Below are 14,802 nucleotides of genomic sequence, written 5' to 3' on the forward strand. Positions count from 1 at the left end.
TGCTGCTGGTGGCCTGCGGCGGTGGCGGCAGCAGTGACGACCATGACGATGACCACCACGTCGACACCCTGGGCCGGCTGGTGATCGCCGACGGCAGCACCACGGTGCGTGTGCTCGACCTCGACGGCGGCACCGTGGTGCAGAACTTCACGCTGGACCATGCACCTTCGGCCTTGTACGCCAGCCCCGGCCAACGCTACGCCCTGGCCGTGCAGCGCACGCAGGACCAGGTGCAGGTGATCGACGGCGGCATCTACCAGGAAGACCATGGCGACCACCTGCACGACTACAAGCGCAATCCGGCGCTGGTGGACTGGCGCCTGAGCGGTGTGCGCCCGACCCACTACGAAGTGCACGGCAGCTTGGCCGCCTTCTTCATGGACGGCCTGGACGCCAGCAGCCTGCCGGCGCAGGCCGTGGTGCTCACGGACGCCAGCTTGGGCGCCCGCCAGGTGCTGGCTTCGTTGACCCTACCGCGTGCAATGCACGGCACGGCCGAGCCGCGCGGCAACTTCCTGCTCACCACCTACCGCGACGCCGGCAGCGAGAGCACGCTGCCCAGCCAGGTGGAGCTCTACCAGCGCAACGGCAGCGGCTACAGCTTCGTGCAGCGCTTCGAAGACACTTGCCCCGGCCTGCACGGCAGCTATTCCATCGCCAGCCACAGCGCCTTCGGCTGCACCGACGGTGTGCTCCTTATCACCCAGGACGGCAGCACCTTCAGCGCCCGCAAGCTTCCCAACCCGGATGACATGCCGGTCGGCGCGCGCATCGGCACGATCACCAGCCATCCCGAGCGCGCCAACTTCATCGGCATCGCCTCGCCCGGTCATTTCTTCGACATCGACCCCGTGGCCGGCACGATCACGCGCGTCCCCTGGGCCGAGGGCCGCACCCGCCGTGCGCATGCGATGGACGCCGAAGGCCGCCACCTGTTGATCCTGGACGACCAGGGCACGCTGCACGTGCTCGACGGCGAAGCCGACTGGGCCGTACGCGCCACGCTGCCCGCGATCACCAATATGCCCTCGGCCGCCCCCTTCCCCGCCATCGCGGTGAACCGCGCCGCCAACCGCGCCTACCTGAGCGACCCCAACGGCGCGCGCATCGTGGTCGTGAACCTCGACACGGCAACCCTGGCCGAGCCCATCGCCCTGAACTTCAACCCCACGCTGCTCACCTGGGTGGGCATCGAACGACATGACGACCATGCGCATTGAACACTCCGCGCCGCTACTCCTTACGGCAGCTTTCCTGGGCGCCCCTTCGTGGGCGCAGACGCCCGCCACCACCCCCACCGTCTCGAACCTCGAGGTGGGCCTGGTGCTCGACGGCGCCTTCAGCTCGCGCGAACGGGCCCTGGGCCAGCGCGAGCGGGGCTTCGGCCTCGGCCACAACGAGCTGAGCTTGGCGGGCGCCGTGGACAACCTCTTCCAGGCCCGCGCCACCGCCGTGCTGCACAGCCACGATGGCGAGACCGAACTGGAACTGGAAGAAGCCTTCGTCGAGACCACCACGCTGCCGGCCGGCCTGCAGGTGCGCGCAGGCCGCTTCCTGGCCAGCCTGGGCTACCTGAACGAGCAGCACGTCCACGCCGACGACTTCGTCGAGCGCCCGCTGCTCTACCGCGCCTTCCTGGGCAGCCACTACTTCGACGACGGGCTGCGCCTGAGCTGGACGGCCCCCACGCGCCTGTACTGGCGCTCCACCGTCGAGGTGCTGGGCGGGCGGCAGCTCGTGCCGGAATCGAGCAACGACCCGCGTGCCGGCGCCGTCGCCGCCAGCACCAAGATCGGCGGCGACTGGAATGCCTCGAACAGTTGGCAGCTGGGCCTGTCCTACCTGCACAACCGGCGCAAGGCCGTCATGGAGGAGGAAGACCCCGATCACGATCATGACCACGCCCATGGCAGCCGTTTCGGCGGACGTCATCTCGTGATCGCCGATGCGGTGTGGAAATGGGCCCCCGGTGGCAACAACCGCCAGCAGCAGTTGCGTGTGTCGGCCGAGTACGCGCGTGTGAGCAACCTCAACGAGTTCGCCCGCTCAAGCGACGTGCACGAAGCCGGCTACCTGTCGGTGGTGTACCGCTTCGCACCGCAGTGGGAAGCCGGCGTGCGCGTGGACGAGCTGCGCGTGCGCGAGCCGCATGGCGACCACTTCCACAGCGGCCGCCTGCGCGAGGCCAGCGCCATGCTGGCCTGGAAGCCCACGCATTTCTCGGCGCTGCGCCTGCAGTTCACCGGCCAGCGCGACCGCGGTGGCTTCGACGACGCAGGGAACAGCGTGCAGCTGCAATACGTGATGAGCCTGGGAGCCCATGGTGCGCACAGCTTCTGACCCCCTGCGCCGCTGGGCGGCGGTGCTGTGCTGCGCGCTGGCCGCCCCGGCCGCGCAGGCGCTGGAGGTCTTCGCCTGCGAGCCAGAATGGGCGGCGCTGGTGAAGGTGCTGGCCCCGCAGGCGCGCGTGACCAGCGCCACGCATGCCCTGCAGGACCCGCATCACATCGAGGCCCGGCCGGCGCTCATCGGCGCGCTGCGCCGCGCCGACCTCGCGGTATGCACCGGCGCCTCCCTGGAAGCCGGCTGGCTGCCGATGCTGCAGCAGCGAGCCGGCAATGCGCGCGTGTTCAACGGTCGCGACGGCATGTTCTACGCAGCCGATCACGTGACGCTGATGCATGACCACGCCCACACGCACCTGGACCGCAGCCTGGGCGACGTGCATGCCGAGGGCAACCCGCACTTTCACCTCGACCCGCACAAGCTCAAGCAGGTCGCCCAGGCCCTCGCTGATCGTCTGGCGCGCATCGACCCCGCCGGCGCGGCGGGCCTGCGCGAGCGCCACGCCGCCTGGGTGCGCCAATGGGACGAACGCATCGCCGCGTGGGAAGCAAAGGCCGAGCCCTTGATGGGCCGCACCCTGGTGGCGCAGCACAGCACCTTCGCCTACCTGTGGGAATGGCTGGGCCTCACCCAGGTGGCCGACCTGGAGCCCCGACCCGGCCTGCCCCCCACGCTGGCGCACCTGCAGCGCGTGCTCAAGGACGTGGCCGAGGACCCGCCGCGCTTGATCGTGCAGGCGACCTACCAGGATCCGCAAGCCGGCCAGTGGTTGGCCGGACGCACGGGGCTGCCTGTGAAGATCCTGCCCGCCACGGTCACCGACCAAGGCCGCGCCAGCACGCTCGAAGGCCTGTTCGACGAGCTGATCGACCAGCTGCTGGCGGCCCTGAGGACGTCGGAGACCCAGCGCCGATGAACGAGCTGTCCGTGTTGGGCTGGCCCTTGGCCGCCGGTGTGCTGGTGCTGCTCAGCCACGTGCCCCTGGGCTTGCAAGTGCTGCGCCGCGGCATCGTCTTCATCGACTTGGCCGTGGCCCAGGTGGCGGCCTTGGGCGTGCTGATGGCCGACAGACTCACCGGCGGGGACGGCGTGGTGTCAGTCCTGGCCGGTGTGCTGGCTGCACTGGCCGGGGCGGCGCTGGTGGCCGCCCTCAGCCGCGCCTGGCCCGAGCGGCGCGAGGCCCTGATCGGTCTGGTCTATGTGGCGGCAGCGGCGGCCGCGCTGCTGTGGGTCAGTGCCGACCCGCACGGCGGGCACAAGCTTGCCGGCCTGCTGGCCGGCGACGTGCTGTGGGTGCTGCCGGACCGACTGGCGGTGCTGGCCACGGCCACCGCCGTGTTCCTCGTGCTGCACCGCGTGGGGGGCGCCACCCTCTGGGACGGTCCGGCGTTCTACCCGGCCTTTGCCGTGCTGGTCAGCCTGTCGGTCCCCCTGCTGGGGCTGTACCTCGTGTTCACCACGCTCATCGTGCCGGCCCTGGCCGTAGCCGCCCGCCCGGGCCGGGCCTGGGCGGGCGTGCTGCTCGGCGGCCTGGCGTATGCCGCGGGCCTGCTCGCCTCGCTGGCCTGGGACCTGCCCAGCGGGCCCTGCGTCGTCCTGGCGCTGATGGTCGCCGGGGTGCTCATGGGCGTGACCAGGCGGTGGCGGCCGCTTCGCAGGGGCGGCGCTACACTGGACGCGTGAGCTCCACGAACGCCTCTCCCCCACGCCCGAGCCCGGCCGAGGTGGCGCGCCGTCTGGACCGGGCCCAGGCCCTGTGCGCCGCGCGCGGGGCCCAACTCACCGCACTGCGCCGCGAGGTGCTGGAGCTGCTGCTGCTGCGCCAGGGCAGCGCCAAGGCCTACGACTTGCAGGACGACATGCGCGAGCGCCATGGCCGGGTGGCCCCCACCACCATCTACCGCGCGCTCGAGTTCCTGATGGAGCAGCAGCTCGTCCACCGCGTCGATGCGCTCAACCGCTTCGTCGTTTGCAACCTCGACCACGGCCCCCACGCTCCCCACCACGACCACACGATGATGCTGGTGTGCGCGCGCTGTGGCCAAGTCACCGAAGTGCACGACGACCCGGCCACCGAGGCCATCCGCCGCGCCCTGCTGGACGGTGCCCCGGGCTTCCACGCCACGGGCATCGAGATCAAGGGCGTGTGCGGGGCCTGTCAGTCGCCCCCCACATCGTCCTGAGGGGTGGCACATCGACGGCAGAGACAGGTCCGGCCCCGCAGTGGCGCCGCAACGCGCGCCAGCGTCTCCTCGCGGAATTTCACCTTGGTGCACCAGCAAGGCTTGGAGGCATCCCCCTGCGAAGCCATCGCACAGCCGTTGGGCCCGCCGCACAGGGGGCAGCGGGCGGTGTCGATCGGCGGCGTCGCGCTCACGTCTTCTTTCGCGGGCGCTGCCAACCCGGGATCGTCACCTGCTTGGCACGCGCCACGGTGAGCTGCCCGGCCGGCGCGTCCTTCGACAGCGTGCTGCCCCCGCCGATGGTGGCCCCCGCGCCCAGCGTGATGGGCGCCACCAGCACGCAGTTCGAGCCCACGTGCACATCGTCGCCGATCACCGTGCGGTGCTTGTTGGCACCGTCGTAGTTGGCGGTGATGCTGCCCGCACCGTAGTTCACGCGCTCGCCCACGGTCGCATCGCCCAGGTAGGCCAAGTGGTTGGCCTTGGCACCGCGCGCCAGCGTCGAGTTCTTCACTTCCACGAAGTTGCCGATGTGCACCTCGGGGCCGAGCTCGGCCCCCGGACGCAGGCGGGCAAACGGCCCGATCAGCGCCCCCTCGCCCACCTTCACGCCCAGCGTGTCGCCATCGATGTGGGTATAGGCGTGGATCACCGCACCGTCGGCGATCTCGGCGTTGCGGATCACGCAATTCGGTCCGATACGCACGTGGTCGCCCAGCACCACGCGGCCCTCGAACACGCAGTTGATGTCGATCTCCACGTCGCGCCCGCAGGCCAGCGTGCCGCGCACGTCCAAACGCGCCGGGTCGGCCAGGCGCACCCCCTCGGCCATCAGGCGCTCGGCCTGGCGGCGCTGCAGGCGGCGCTCCAAGTCGGCCAGTTGCGCCGGGCTGTTGACCCCCAGCACCTCGATCTCATCGGCCGGGTGAGCCGCCACCACCTCCACCCCTTCGGCCACGGCCAGAGCCACCACGTCGGTCAGGTAGTACTCGCCCTGGGCGTTGTCGTTCTTCAACCGCGCCAGCCAGCGCTTCAAGTGGGCGGTCGGCGCGGCCATCATGCCGGTGTAGACCTCGCGAATCTCGCGCTGCTCGGGGCTGGCATCCTTGTGCTCGACGATGGCGCGCACGCCGGCCCCTTCGCGCACGATGCGGCCATAGCCCGTCGGGTCGGCCAGGTGCACGGTGAGCAAGGCCAAGCGCCGGCCGTCGCAGGCGGCCACCAGGGCGCGGGCCGTCTCGGGATCGATCAGCGGTACGTCACCGTTGAGGATCAGCGTGGTGCCCTCGTCGGCCAGCTCGGGCACGGCCTGCTGCACTGCATGACCCGTCCCCAGCTGCGGCTGCTGCAGCACGAAGCGAAGGTCCGGTGCCGCCTGCGCCATGGCCGCACGCACCTGGTCGGCCCCATGCCCCACCACGGCAATCAGGCGATCGGCCTGCAAGCGTGCAGCCGCATCGATCACGTGCTGCAATAGGGCTCGCCCGGCCAGCCGGTGCAAGACCTTGGGCAGCGACGACTTCATGCGGGTGCCCTGGCCCGCGGCCATGATGACGACGTTCAGTGCCATGGAAATGTTCGCTCGTATTCAGTCGATGGGCCGCATTATCGGTCGCCCGTACATCGTGCTGGCCCTCGTGCTGGCGGCGGTGCTGAACGGCTGCAGCCTGCTGCGCGTGGGCTACGACCAGGCCCCCACCCTGGTGTACTGGCGGCTCGACCGCCTGGCCGGCTTCACGCCGGCGCAGGCCCCCAGGGTGCGCGAAGCGATCGGGCAGTGGTTCGCCTGGCACCGACGCGAGGAACTGCCCCGCTATGCCGAGGCCCTCGCCCGGCTCCAGCAAGAGATACTGCAAGACACCACCGCATCGCGGGCCTGCCGCTGGTTGGACGAGTTGTCGGCCTGGCGCGATACCGCCTGGGATCGGGCCGTGCCGCTGCTGGTGCCGCTGGCACGCGACCTCGATGCCGACCAGCTCGAACGCCTGGCGCAGCGCTTGCAGCGCGACGACGAGGCGCTGCGCCGCGAGATGCTGCCCGAAGGCTTGGCTGCGCGGGCACAGGCGCAAGTGCAGCGTGCCGTCCAGCGCGCGCAGCGCCTGTATGGCCGGCTCGACGCCGAGCAACGCGCCTGGCTCGCGCAGGCCCTGGCCGAAGCCCGGCTCGACCCCGAGGTCTGGTTCGCCGAACGCCAGCGCCGCCAGGCCGACCTGCTGGAGACCCTGGCGCGCCTGCGCGAGCACGAAGCCGGCCCGCCCCAGACGCAGGCCGCACTGCACGCGGTGTACCGCCGCGCCATCCGCCCCGCGTCGTCCAGCCCGGCCCCCCAGGCCGCCGCCTGTGGGCTGCTGGCGGGCCTGCACAACCGCACCACCGCGGCGCAGCGGCACACCGCGGCGCGGCGCCTGCGTGACTGGGAGGCGGATCTGCGGGCCTTGGCCTCCGACAGCCCCCGCCCCACCGAGCACCAGGCTCAGTCCGGGGCCGAGTCGCCCCTGCCGCGGTAGGCGCCTGGCGTCTGCCCCGTCCATAGTCGGAAGGCGCGGTGGAAGGAGGCCGCACTGTCGAAACCCAGTTCGGCCCCGATCGCCGCGATGGGCTCGCGCGTGCGCGTGAGCTTCTGGACCGCCAGGTCGCGCCGCAGCTCGTCCTTGATGCGCTGGAAACTCGTGCCCTCATCAGCCAAGCGTCGGTGCAGCGTGCGCAACGACAGGTGGAGCGCACGCGCGGCCGCCTGGGCCGTCGCACCGTGCGGCAAGTGCGTCGAGAGGTACCCACGGACCCGATGAGCCAAGCGCTGATGACGGAACTCGGCGAACATCCACCCCTCGGGAGCACGGTGCAGAAAATCCGGCAGATCCTGCGCGGTGCGCCGCAAGGGTTCACGCAACCATGCCGCATCCAGGTACAGGGCAGAAAGCGACTGACCGAAACGTACCGGTCCGGGGTACAGATGGACATACTCCTCGGCAAACGATGGAGCATCGAAAGCGAAATCCACCCGCTCCAAAGGCAGCTTGCACCCCACCAGCCATGAGCACACCCCGTGCACCAACTTCAGCATCAAATCGTCGGCAATCGGTGCGGCGGGTGGACGTCCTGCATGGGGTCGCAGCGCCACGCGGCACAAGCCCTCAGACGTTTCCACGTCCAACCGGAAGTCGTCTTGGAGCATGCGCAGAAACAGCGTCCAACGATGCAATGCGACCCCCAAGTTGCGGGCATCCATCAGGCTCAGGCACGTGAACTTCAGCGCCCCGGGACGCAAAGGCCGCGAGTAAAACCGCAGCATCTCGTCATCGAGACGGCGCACCAAGGCACGGTACAGCGCGGCGAACTGTTCTTCCGTCACCCGAGCCAGTGGGTATTCCAGCAGCGCGGCCGACACGCCGGCCGCAATCAAGGCCTCCTGCGCATCGGCGCGGCTGGCCCCGCTGGCCTCAAACAGGGCCTGAACATAAGCCATCGACAACGTAGGAGACGTCAACGAGGAGGGGCGGACAGGCAAAGCGTAGGGCTCCCGAGGCGGCGGACACCCCCCGCCGCATGCCACAACGCTACCACGATCCCACCGCTTGCCGCACCGGCCTCCCTGGCGACGCGCCCCGACCCGGTCTGCACGCTCACGCGCGCGGCGCCCACACCCGGTACAGATCGTCGATCCCGTCGGACCTGAGCGACGCTGGCGGGGCAGCGGTGCGCCTGCCCCCTCGGCGACTCAGCTGCATCCACCACCCCGCATCGGCATCGGCCAGAGCCTGCAGCTGCGCCGCGTCCAGCAACGCCAGGCGCGCCTCACCCAGCCGGATCAGCCCCAGGGCCTGAAGCTGGCGCAACGCCGTATTGACGCGTTGGCGGCTGCCACCCACCATCGCCGCCAGATCGCTTTGCGAAATGCGCAACTCGATGCGCAGTTCGTCCTCGCAGACCCGGCCGAAATGGCGCCCCAAGCGCAGCACCTGCCGCGCCAAGCGTTGCGCCAGGGGCAGCGTGTGCAGCTCCTCGAAGCGACGAAACATGTGGCGCAGACGTTGACAGTTGAGCACCACAAACGCATCGCGCAGCTCGGGGTGGTCGGCCATCAGGCCACGCATGTCCGGCTGCGACACCATCAGCAATGCGGCCGGCGCCTGGGCCACCACATCGAGGTCATTAGGTTTGCCATCGATGAGAGCGATGTCGCCGAACCACTGGCCCGGCCCCACCAGGTCGAGCGTGAAAGGCCGCCCGTCTCGCAGCACGGTGCCCAGTCGCACCGCGCCACGCAGCACGCCGATCCAGTCCGTCGCCGGACTGCCTCGCCGGGCCAGCACCGCCCCCGCAGCCACGCGATGCACCCGGGCTCGGGCCAACACCGCGCAGCGCAAGGTTTCCGACAGCGAGCCGAACCAGGCCCCGGCCTGCAGGCTGGCCAGTTCATCCATGCGCAGATCATCGGCAGCAAGACCACTGCGCCAAGCAGGTGAACGCACCCCCGACGGCACCCGCGTAGCGGCGGGCAGAGAGCTCAGAAAGGCAGACATGGGCACTTCCAGAACGGCAAACAGCACACCGCGGGGTAACCCTAGGGGTCCACGCCGCGTCCTCCGAACGCAGGCCCAATGTACGAAGCCCTGTGAAATACGTCATTCTCGATTCGGGCCGAATTCTTGCCTTCTTGTGCCAGCCCCCTGAACATGGGCAGCTCAGATACCGACCTTCGCACACGCCCCGTCCATCAAAACGCCCCACCAGAGGACCGATGGAGACGATCGCCCCGCTGTTCATCTCGACGGGCCTGACCCAGGCACTGTATGCCATGGGCTGGGTGATGGTGGCGGCCCTGATCCACGAGCACCGGAACACCGCCTGGCACTTCGTCGGCTTCTGCGGCTTTCATGCAGTGGCCTTGTTGCTGATGGCTGGCCGCGGCGGCGCACTGCCTGCCTGGTGGAGCGTCACCGCTTCCAACCTGTGCCTGATCGCGTCCTACCTGATGGTCTGGCGTGCTGTCACGGCCTTCTTCAGCCTGAGTGAGCGGACCGGCGAGCAGCTCCTCGTCGGTTCGCTCGCCGTCTTCTCCTCGCTGTGGATCGGCCCCGATGCGCACCGGGCTGCAGATCGCGTCGTGGTGATCAGCATCGTCATCGTCTGGGTGATCGTGCGGGCCGCCACGGCAGCGGCCCGCCCCATCAGCCAGGAATTCGGCGCTCGCTTGTCATGGGCCATCAATGGCACCGCCTTGCTGATGGCCCTGCTGCTGAGCCTGCGCGTCATCGACGTCTTGCTGCAGCCCCGCGCACCCGGAGTCGATGTCGTCTCGACCACCGCCGCACACCCCAGCTTCGCCTACGCCGCCCAAATCATCTCGGCCTTCATCAACTTTGCCTACGGGGGCATGCTGATGGCGCGCGTGATGCGCCGCCTCGATGCTCTGTCACGCACCGACGCGCTGACCGGCCTGCTCAACCGACGAGCGATGAGCGAAGCGTTGCAAGATGAATGGCACCGGTTCGCACGCCATCGAACCCCCGTATCCGTCGGGCTGCTCGACATCGATCACTTCAAGCGCATCAACGACACCCACGGGCACGACGTCGGCGACCAGGTGCTCCGGCACGTGGCGGCTGTCTTGAAAGCCCATGTGCGCCCCATCGACCAGGTGTCCCGTCACGGCGGCGAGGAGTTCTTGTTGCTGATGCCCTCGACCACGGCCGACGGTGCGCAACAGGCCTGCGAACGACTGCGCCAAATCATCAGCAGCAACCCAGCCCCGACCAGGATCGGCCCCGTGCCCCTCACCGTCAGCCTGGGCGTGACCAGCGCCACCCCCGCAGACACCGGCGTCGACGACCTCCTCAGCCGCGCCGACCACGCCCTCTACGAAAGCAAACACCGCGGCCGCAATCGCGTCACGCTGGCGTCCTTCAGGCCTGAAAGCAAAAACGCCAGCTCTGGATGAGCTGGCGTTTGGGCATGAGAACTTGGTTGCGGGGGCAGGATTTGAACCTGCGACCTTTGGGTTATGAGCCCAACGAGCTACCAGACTGCTCCACCCCGCGTCAGAAGCTGACATTCTAGCACGGCATCTTGCTGCGCCGCAAGATGGGTCAGGGCCGCAGCCCGGCTGCCGCCAAGCTCTGCAAGAAGCGCTCGGCAGACTGGAAGCCGATCACACGCACGCCCTCAAGCTCGCGTCCCTGGGCATCGAAGAAGATGATGCCCGGGGGGCCGAACAGGCGGAAACGCCGCAACAGGGCGCGGTCCTGCGGGCTGTTGCGCGTCACATCGGCCTGCAGCAGCAGCGCCCCGGACAGCGCCGCCTGCACACGCGGGTCGTTGAAGGTGAAGTTCTCCATCTCCTTGCACGACACGCACCAGTCGGCATAGAAGTCCAGCACCACGGGCCTTCGCGCACCGGCCACCAACCGATCCAGTTCCTCCACGCTGGCCACACGCTGGAACCGCACACCGGCGGCAGCCTGCGCGTCGCCACGGGCCACCAGGTGACGCAGAGGCTGCCAGGGGTCATTGCCGCCCGAGGCCGCGCCGACCAGTTGCAGCACCCCCAGCACGGCCAGCACCACACCGACGCCCTTGAAGAACCGGGCCCAGCCGCGAGCGCCTGCATGCAGGCTGTCGAATACACGCAGGTAGGCGGCCGACACCAGCAGCAAGCTGCCCCACAACAGCATGTTCACCGCACCGGGCAGCACCGACTGCAACATCCACAGGGCCACGGCCAGCAGCAGCACGCCGAAGAAATGCTTGACCTGCTCCATCCAGGCTCCCGAACGCGGCAGCCAGTGGCCCGCCGAAGCCCCCAGCAGCAAAAGCGGCACACTCATGCCCGCGGCCAGCGCGAACAGCGCCACGCCACCCAGGCCCATGTCGCGCGTCTGGCTGATGTAGACCAGCGCACCGGCCAACGGCGCGGCCACGCAGGGGCTCACGATCAAGGCGGACAGGCCGCCCATCACGAACACCCCCCACAGCCGTCCGCCACGCGTGCGGGCGCTGGCCGAAACCAGGCGTTCGCGCCAGGCGCCGGGCAGTTGCAGCTCGTAGAAGCCGAACATCGACAGCGCCAGGGCCACGAGCAGCGCGGCAAACAGCGCGAGCACCCAGGGCTGCTGCAGGGTCGCGGCCAGGCCTTCGCCAGCCCATCCCGCCGCCAGGCCCAGGGCGGTGTAGACCAGGGCCATCCCGAGCGAATAACTGGCCGCCAGCGCCAGCCCGCGCCCACGGGTCACCGGCCGCGCCTGCGCGTCGGCCTGCCCGACGATGAGCGACGACAGGATGGGCAGCATCGGCAGCACGCACGGGGTCAGCGACAGCAGCACCCCCGCGGCAAAGAACATCGCCACCACCGGCAGCCAGCGCCCCGAGGCCAGCACGGCCTCGATGCGCGAGGCGTCCACCGGCGACGGCGTGTTCACCAGCGCCTCGCTGCGTGCCCCACCCGCCGGGGCTTGCGCCGCTGGGCCCCACAGCGCAGACAGGCCCTGCGAGAGCGCGCCCAGCCCGCCGCCCACGCTGCGATCGTCGATGCGCAGCAGCCGCACACGGTCCTGTGCCGCCCCGAAGGCCCGCAGGCTCACCTCGTGCTCATGCTCCATCGGGGGATAGCACAACCCCAGATCGGCACAGCCCTGGCTACGCACCACCAGTCGAAAGCCCTCCGGCGGCGCGGCCTGCACCGGCAAATGGATCAGGAGTTCACCGCGATGGCTCTCGACGTCCTTCTCGAACGTGGTGTCGTACTTGATCTGCCCGGGCGGGATCCGCGCCGGGCCCAGGGTGGCCGCGGGGGCGGTGAAGGCGAACTGCTCGCGGTACATGTAATAGCCGTCCGCGATCTCGAAACGCAGTTCCAGCGTGCGCTCATCGAGCACGCGGGCGCTGTGGCGGAATGCCTGCTCGGGCTCGAGGAAATCCTGGCTGGCCCCCGCGCCAAGCGCCCAGCCCAGCCCGAGGAGCCAAGCCCCCAGCCATCGGATCATCGGCCTCACCGATCGGTCTCCTTCACGTTGTCGAGCACCCAGGCCAGGTAGGGCGCATGCCCATCCCCCACATTCAGCGCGAGCAGCTCGGGCACCTCGTAGGGATGCAACTGCAGCAGTCGCTCCTTCAGGCGGGGCCATGCGGCCTGGGTGGTCTTGATCAGCATCACGCACTCCGCAGCCTCTTCCACCTGGCCCTGCCAACGATAGATGGACTGCGCCGCGTTCAGGAGGTTCACGCAGGCCGCCAGCGACTCCTCCACGAGCTGGCGGGCCAAGCGCCGGGCCGTGGCCTCGTCCGGGGCGGTGCTCAGCGCGACGAGCACCTCGTGTGCAGCGAGATCGTTCATGGTCCTGCCCTCAGCGAAAAAAGCGCCGGCGTGTCAGGGCCAGCGCCACATAGTAGCCCCCGGCGGCATACAAGCCCAGCACGGTCAGCGCTCGCCCCCAGTCAACCGGCCACTGGCCCACCACGAGCGGCCGCACGATCTCCACCGCCGCCGTCAGCGGCAAGACCCTCGCCACCACCTGCAGCGCCTCGGGCAGCTGCTCCAGTGGGAAGTAGATGCCCGACAGGAAGGTCATCGGCGTGAGCACCAAGGTGAAGTAGTAGGTGAAGAAGTCGTAGTTGCGGGCCAGTGCATTGAACACCAGGGCCACCGATGCGAAGGTGATGCCCACCAGGAACAGCAATGGCACCGCCAGCAGCAAGGTCGGTTCACGACTGATGTCCAGCACGATCAGCACCCCGGCAATCGCCACGGCCGAGAACAGCGCCTTGAGCGCCGCCCACAGCATCTCGGCAAAGACGATGTCGTCCAGCGACACCGGCGCATTCATGATCCCATCCCAGGTCTTCTGGACATGCATGCGGGAGAAAGCCGAGTACAGGGCCTCGAAGGAGGCGGCGTACATCGTACTCATGCAGATGCTGCCCGAGGCAAGGAAGACGATGTAAGGCAAGCCCCGCACCTCGCCCACCAGGGCGCCCAGCCCATAGCCGAAGGCCACCAGCACGATCAGCGGCTCGGCGATGTTGCCCAGCAGGCTGGGCAGAGCCAGCTTGCGCCACACCAGCAGGTTGCGCTGCACCACCGGCCACACGCGGCGGCTCAGGCGGGGAGGCGCATAGAAGGATTCAGACATGGGGCTTGCGCGGTATGTAGCTCAGGCGTCGTCGCGGATCTGGCGTCCGGTGAGCTTGAGGAACAGATCCTCCAGGTTGGCCGGGCGGTGCAGATACCGCACCCCACCGTGGGCGGCCAGGCGCTCCAGCACCGGCTGCGGACGGTCGAGGTACAGAAAGGTGGTCTCACCGCTGCGCTCCACCCGCTCGCACCAGGCCTCCAGACTGCGCGCGGCGTCCCGGGCTCCGTTGCCGTAGACCTCGATCACATCGGACTCCAGGTGCTCGGCGATCAGTCCGCGCGGCGTGCCTTCGGCGATCTTGCGCCCATGGTCCAGCACGATGAGCCGGTCGCACAGGCGCTCGGCCTCGTCCATGAAGTGGGTCGTCAGCAGGATGGACTTGCCCTGTTGCAGCAGCTCCTTGAGCCGCTCCCACATCAGGTGGCGCGCCTGCGGGTCCAAGCCCGTCGTCGGCTCGTCCAGCAGCAGCAGGTCCGGGTCGTTCACCAGCGCCCGTGCCAGGCTCAGGCGCCGGCGCATGCCGCCCGACAGCTCGGCCGGCCTGGCCCGGGCCTTGGACTGCAGGGCCGCGAATTCCAGCAGTCGCGGCACGCGTTGCGCCACCACCGCGCGAGGCACCCCGAAGTAGCGGGCGAACACGACCAGGTTTTCGACACAGGAAAAATCCGGGTCCAGGCTGTCGAACTGGCTGACCACGCCCAGTCGCTGCTTGACCTCGCGCAGCCGCTCAGGCACCTCCATCCCGAAGGCGGTGATGCGTCCGGACTTCGGCGCCGTCAGCCCCAGGCACAGCCGGATCGTCGTCGTCTTGCCCGCCCCGTTCGGCCCGATCACGCCCAGGCACTCACCGGCGCGGATCTCGAAACTGAGGTCGTCGACGACCGTGTGGCCGTTGTAGCGCTTGACCAGGTGCTCGACGGCAAAGAGCGCGGACTGGGACGGGGCGGACATAGACCTGCCAGTGTGCCAAAGAGCCGGATCCCTCGCCCGCATGCGGCCATTGCCGCCGCCCACGCCCCCTCCAATCGGGATAGGGGCCGATCATCGCTGATCGGGCCCCTCCCACACCACCCGGCATGCGGGGCCGCACCGGGCGGTTCGAGAAGTTGAGGTCAGGAGAATCGTGGGACTCCCAGGCGGTC

General features: G+C 69.3%; 15 protein-coding genes and 1 tRNA gene. 7 read left to right on the forward strand and 9 right to left on the reverse strand.

Translation table 11 applies throughout. The annotated features are described in order from the left end of the window. From ACK4ZD_RS14135 to ACK4ZD_RS14155, 5 genes are all read left to right on the forward strand, one after another. The coding region (locus ACK4ZD_RS14135; RefSeq protein ID WP_409663402.1) for a hypothetical protein at positions 1-1,220 on the forward strand (1,220 nt) is incomplete at its 5' end. Beyond that, complete coding sequence (locus tag ACK4ZD_RS14140; protein ID WP_409663405.1) at positions 1,201-2,340, forward strand: hypothetical protein; 1,140 nt, start codon at positions 1,201-1,203, stop codon at positions 2,338-2,340. The genes ACK4ZD_RS14135 and ACK4ZD_RS14140, both read left to right, overlap by 20 nt. Further along, positions 2,321-3,262 (forward strand): metal ABC transporter substrate-binding protein, encoded by a 942-nt coding sequence (locus ACK4ZD_RS14145; RefSeq protein WP_409663408.1) that lies wholly within the window; start codon positions 2,321-2,323, stop codon positions 3,260-3,262. The genes ACK4ZD_RS14140 and ACK4ZD_RS14145 overlap by 20 nt, the downstream gene beginning before the upstream one ends. After that, the gene (locus ACK4ZD_RS14150) at positions 3,259-4,029 is read left to right on the forward strand and encodes a metal ABC transporter permease (RefSeq protein ID WP_409663410.1); all 771 of its coding nucleotides are present in this window, start codon (positions 3,259-3,261) and stop codon (positions 4,027-4,029) included. Before ACK4ZD_RS14145 ends, ACK4ZD_RS14150 begins: the two co-directional genes overlap by 4 nt. Beyond that, on the forward strand, positions 4,026-4,529 hold the full coding sequence (locus ACK4ZD_RS14155) for a transcriptional repressor (protein WP_409663413.1): 504 nt from the start codon (positions 4,026-4,028) through the stop codon (positions 4,527-4,529). Before ACK4ZD_RS14150 ends, ACK4ZD_RS14155 begins: the two co-directional genes overlap by 4 nt. On the opposite strand, the gene ACK4ZD_RS14160 is transcribed toward ACK4ZD_RS14155, so the two are convergent. Both ACK4ZD_RS14160 and glmU read right to left on the reverse strand, forming a co-directional pair. After that, positions 4,505-4,723, reverse strand: coding sequence for a cysteine-rich CWC family protein (locus ACK4ZD_RS14160; protein WP_409663415.1), 219 nt, complete (start codon positions 4,721-4,723; stop codon positions 4,505-4,507). The two genes, ACK4ZD_RS14155 and ACK4ZD_RS14160, sit on opposite strands and share 25 nt — an antisense overlap. Beyond that, positions 4,720-6,099: a bifunctional UDP-N-acetylglucosamine diphosphorylase/glucosamine-1-phosphate N-acetyltransferase GlmU gene (gene glmU, locus ACK4ZD_RS14165; protein ID WP_409663418.1), complete on the reverse strand. Its 1,380-nt coding sequence runs from the start codon at positions 6,097-6,099 to the stop codon at positions 4,720-4,722. Before glmU ends, ACK4ZD_RS14160 begins: the two co-directional genes overlap by 4 nt. On the opposite strand from glmU, the gene ACK4ZD_RS14170 reads away from it, so the two are divergent. Further along, positions 6,077-7,036 (forward strand): DUF6279 family lipoprotein, encoded by a 960-nt coding sequence (locus ACK4ZD_RS14170; protein WP_409663421.1) that lies wholly within the window; start codon positions 6,077-6,079, stop codon positions 7,034-7,036. The two genes, glmU and ACK4ZD_RS14170, sit on opposite strands and share 23 nt — an antisense overlap. On the opposite strand, the gene ACK4ZD_RS14175 is transcribed toward ACK4ZD_RS14170, so the two are convergent. Together ACK4ZD_RS14175 and ACK4ZD_RS14180 are read right to left on the reverse strand one after the other, a co-directional pair. Then, positions 7,003-7,995 carry an AraC family transcriptional regulator gene (locus ACK4ZD_RS14175; RefSeq protein WP_409663424.1) on the reverse strand — a complete coding sequence of 331 codons (993 nt, stop codon included), beginning with the start codon at positions 7,993-7,995 and terminating at the stop codon, positions 7,003-7,005. The two genes, ACK4ZD_RS14170 and ACK4ZD_RS14175, sit on opposite strands and share 34 nt — an antisense overlap. A gap of 157 nt (positions 7,996-8,152) precedes the next feature. Further along, positions 8,153-8,953 carry a Crp/Fnr family transcriptional regulator gene (locus ACK4ZD_RS14180; RefSeq protein WP_409663427.1) on the reverse strand — a complete coding sequence of 267 codons (801 nt, stop codon included), beginning with the start codon at positions 8,951-8,953 and terminating at the stop codon, positions 8,153-8,155. A 317-nt stretch (positions 8,954-9,270) separates the two neighbouring features. On the opposite strand from ACK4ZD_RS14180, the gene ACK4ZD_RS14185 reads away from it, so the two are divergent. Further along, positions 9,271-10,470, forward strand: a complete 1,200-nt coding sequence (locus ACK4ZD_RS14185) for a diguanylate cyclase (protein WP_409663430.1) — start codon at positions 9,271-9,273, stop codon at positions 10,468-10,470. Between the two features lie 23 nt (positions 10,471-10,493). Here ACK4ZD_RS14185 and ACK4ZD_RS14190 read toward each other — a convergent pair. From ACK4ZD_RS14190 to ACK4ZD_RS14210, 5 genes are all read right to left on the reverse strand, one after another. Beyond that, a tRNA-Met gene (locus tag ACK4ZD_RS14190) sits at positions 10,494-10,570 on the reverse strand. A 48-nt stretch (positions 10,571-10,618) separates the two neighbouring features. Continuing rightward, on the reverse strand, positions 10,619-12,511 hold the full coding sequence (dsbD, locus tag ACK4ZD_RS14195) for a protein-disulfide reductase DsbD (RefSeq protein WP_409663440.1): 1,893 nt from the start codon (positions 12,509-12,511) through the stop codon (positions 10,619-10,621). A gap of 5 nt (positions 12,512-12,516) precedes the next feature. Next, positions 12,517-12,861: a divalent-cation tolerance protein CutA gene (cutA, locus tag ACK4ZD_RS14200; protein ID WP_409663433.1), complete on the reverse strand. Its 345-nt coding sequence runs from the start codon at positions 12,859-12,861 to the stop codon at positions 12,517-12,519. 10 nt (positions 12,862-12,871) lie between these two features. After that, the gene (locus tag ACK4ZD_RS14205; RefSeq protein ID WP_409663436.1) at positions 12,872-13,657 is read right to left on the reverse strand and encodes an ABC transporter permease; all 786 of its coding nucleotides are present in this window, start codon (positions 13,655-13,657) and stop codon (positions 12,872-12,874) included. A 21-nt stretch (positions 13,658-13,678) separates the two neighbouring features. Continuing rightward, positions 13,679-14,611: an ATP-binding cassette domain-containing protein gene (locus ACK4ZD_RS14210; RefSeq protein WP_409663437.1), complete on the reverse strand. Its 933-nt coding sequence runs from the start codon at positions 14,609-14,611 to the stop codon at positions 13,679-13,681. Positions 14,612-14,802 lie beyond the last annotated feature (191 nt).

The organism is Caldimonas sp., from assembly GCF_046291045.1.
Taxonomy (GTDB): domain Bacteria; phylum Pseudomonadota; class Gammaproteobacteria; order Burkholderiales; family Burkholderiaceae_C; genus Caldimonas.

Bases quoted from the DNA above. Each gene is read 5' to 3' on its own strand.
- ACK4ZD_RS14140 (WP_409663405.1), top strand. From the start codon at position 1,201: ATGACGACCATGCGCATTGAACACTCCGCGCCGCTACTCCTTACGGCA.
- ACK4ZD_RS14145 (WP_409663408.1), top strand. From the start codon at position 2,321: ATGGTGCGCACAGCTTCTGACCCCCTGCGCCGCTGGGCGGCGGTGCTG.
- ACK4ZD_RS14150 (WP_409663410.1), top strand. From the start codon at position 3,259: ATGAACGAGCTGTCCGTGTTGGGCTGGCCCTTGGCCGCCGGTGTGCTG.
- ACK4ZD_RS14170 (WP_409663421.1), top strand. From the start codon at position 6,077: ATGATGACGACGTTCAGTGCCATGGAAATGTTCGCTCGTATTCAGTCG.
- glmU (WP_409663418.1), bottom strand. From the start codon at position 6,099: ATGGCACTGAACGTCGTCATCATGGCCGCGGGCCAGGGCACCCGCATG.
- ACK4ZD_RS14175 (WP_409663424.1), bottom strand. From the start codon at position 7,995: ATGGCTTATGTTCAGGCCCTGTTTGAGGCCAGCGGGGCCAGCCGCGCC.
- ACK4ZD_RS14180 (WP_409663427.1), bottom strand. From the start codon at position 8,953: ATGGATGAACTGGCCAGCCTGCAGGCCGGGGCCTGGTTCGGCTCGCTG.
- ACK4ZD_RS14185 (WP_409663430.1), top strand. From the start codon at position 9,271: ATGGAGACGATCGCCCCGCTGTTCATCTCGACGGGCCTGACCCAGGCA.
- dsbD (WP_409663440.1), bottom strand. From the start codon at position 12,511: ATGATCCGATGGCTGGGGGCTTGGCTCCTCGGGCTGGGCTGGGCGCTT.
- cutA (WP_409663433.1), bottom strand. From the start codon at position 12,861: ATGAACGATCTCGCTGCACACGAGGTGCTCGTCGCGCTGAGCACCGCC.
- ACK4ZD_RS14205 (WP_409663436.1), bottom strand. From the start codon at position 13,657: ATGTCTGAATCCTTCTATGCGCCTCCCCGCCTGAGCCGCCGCGTGTGG.
- ACK4ZD_RS14210 (WP_409663437.1), bottom strand. From the start codon at position 14,611: ATGTCCGCCCCGTCCCAGTCCGCGCTCTTTGCCGTCGAGCACCTGGTC.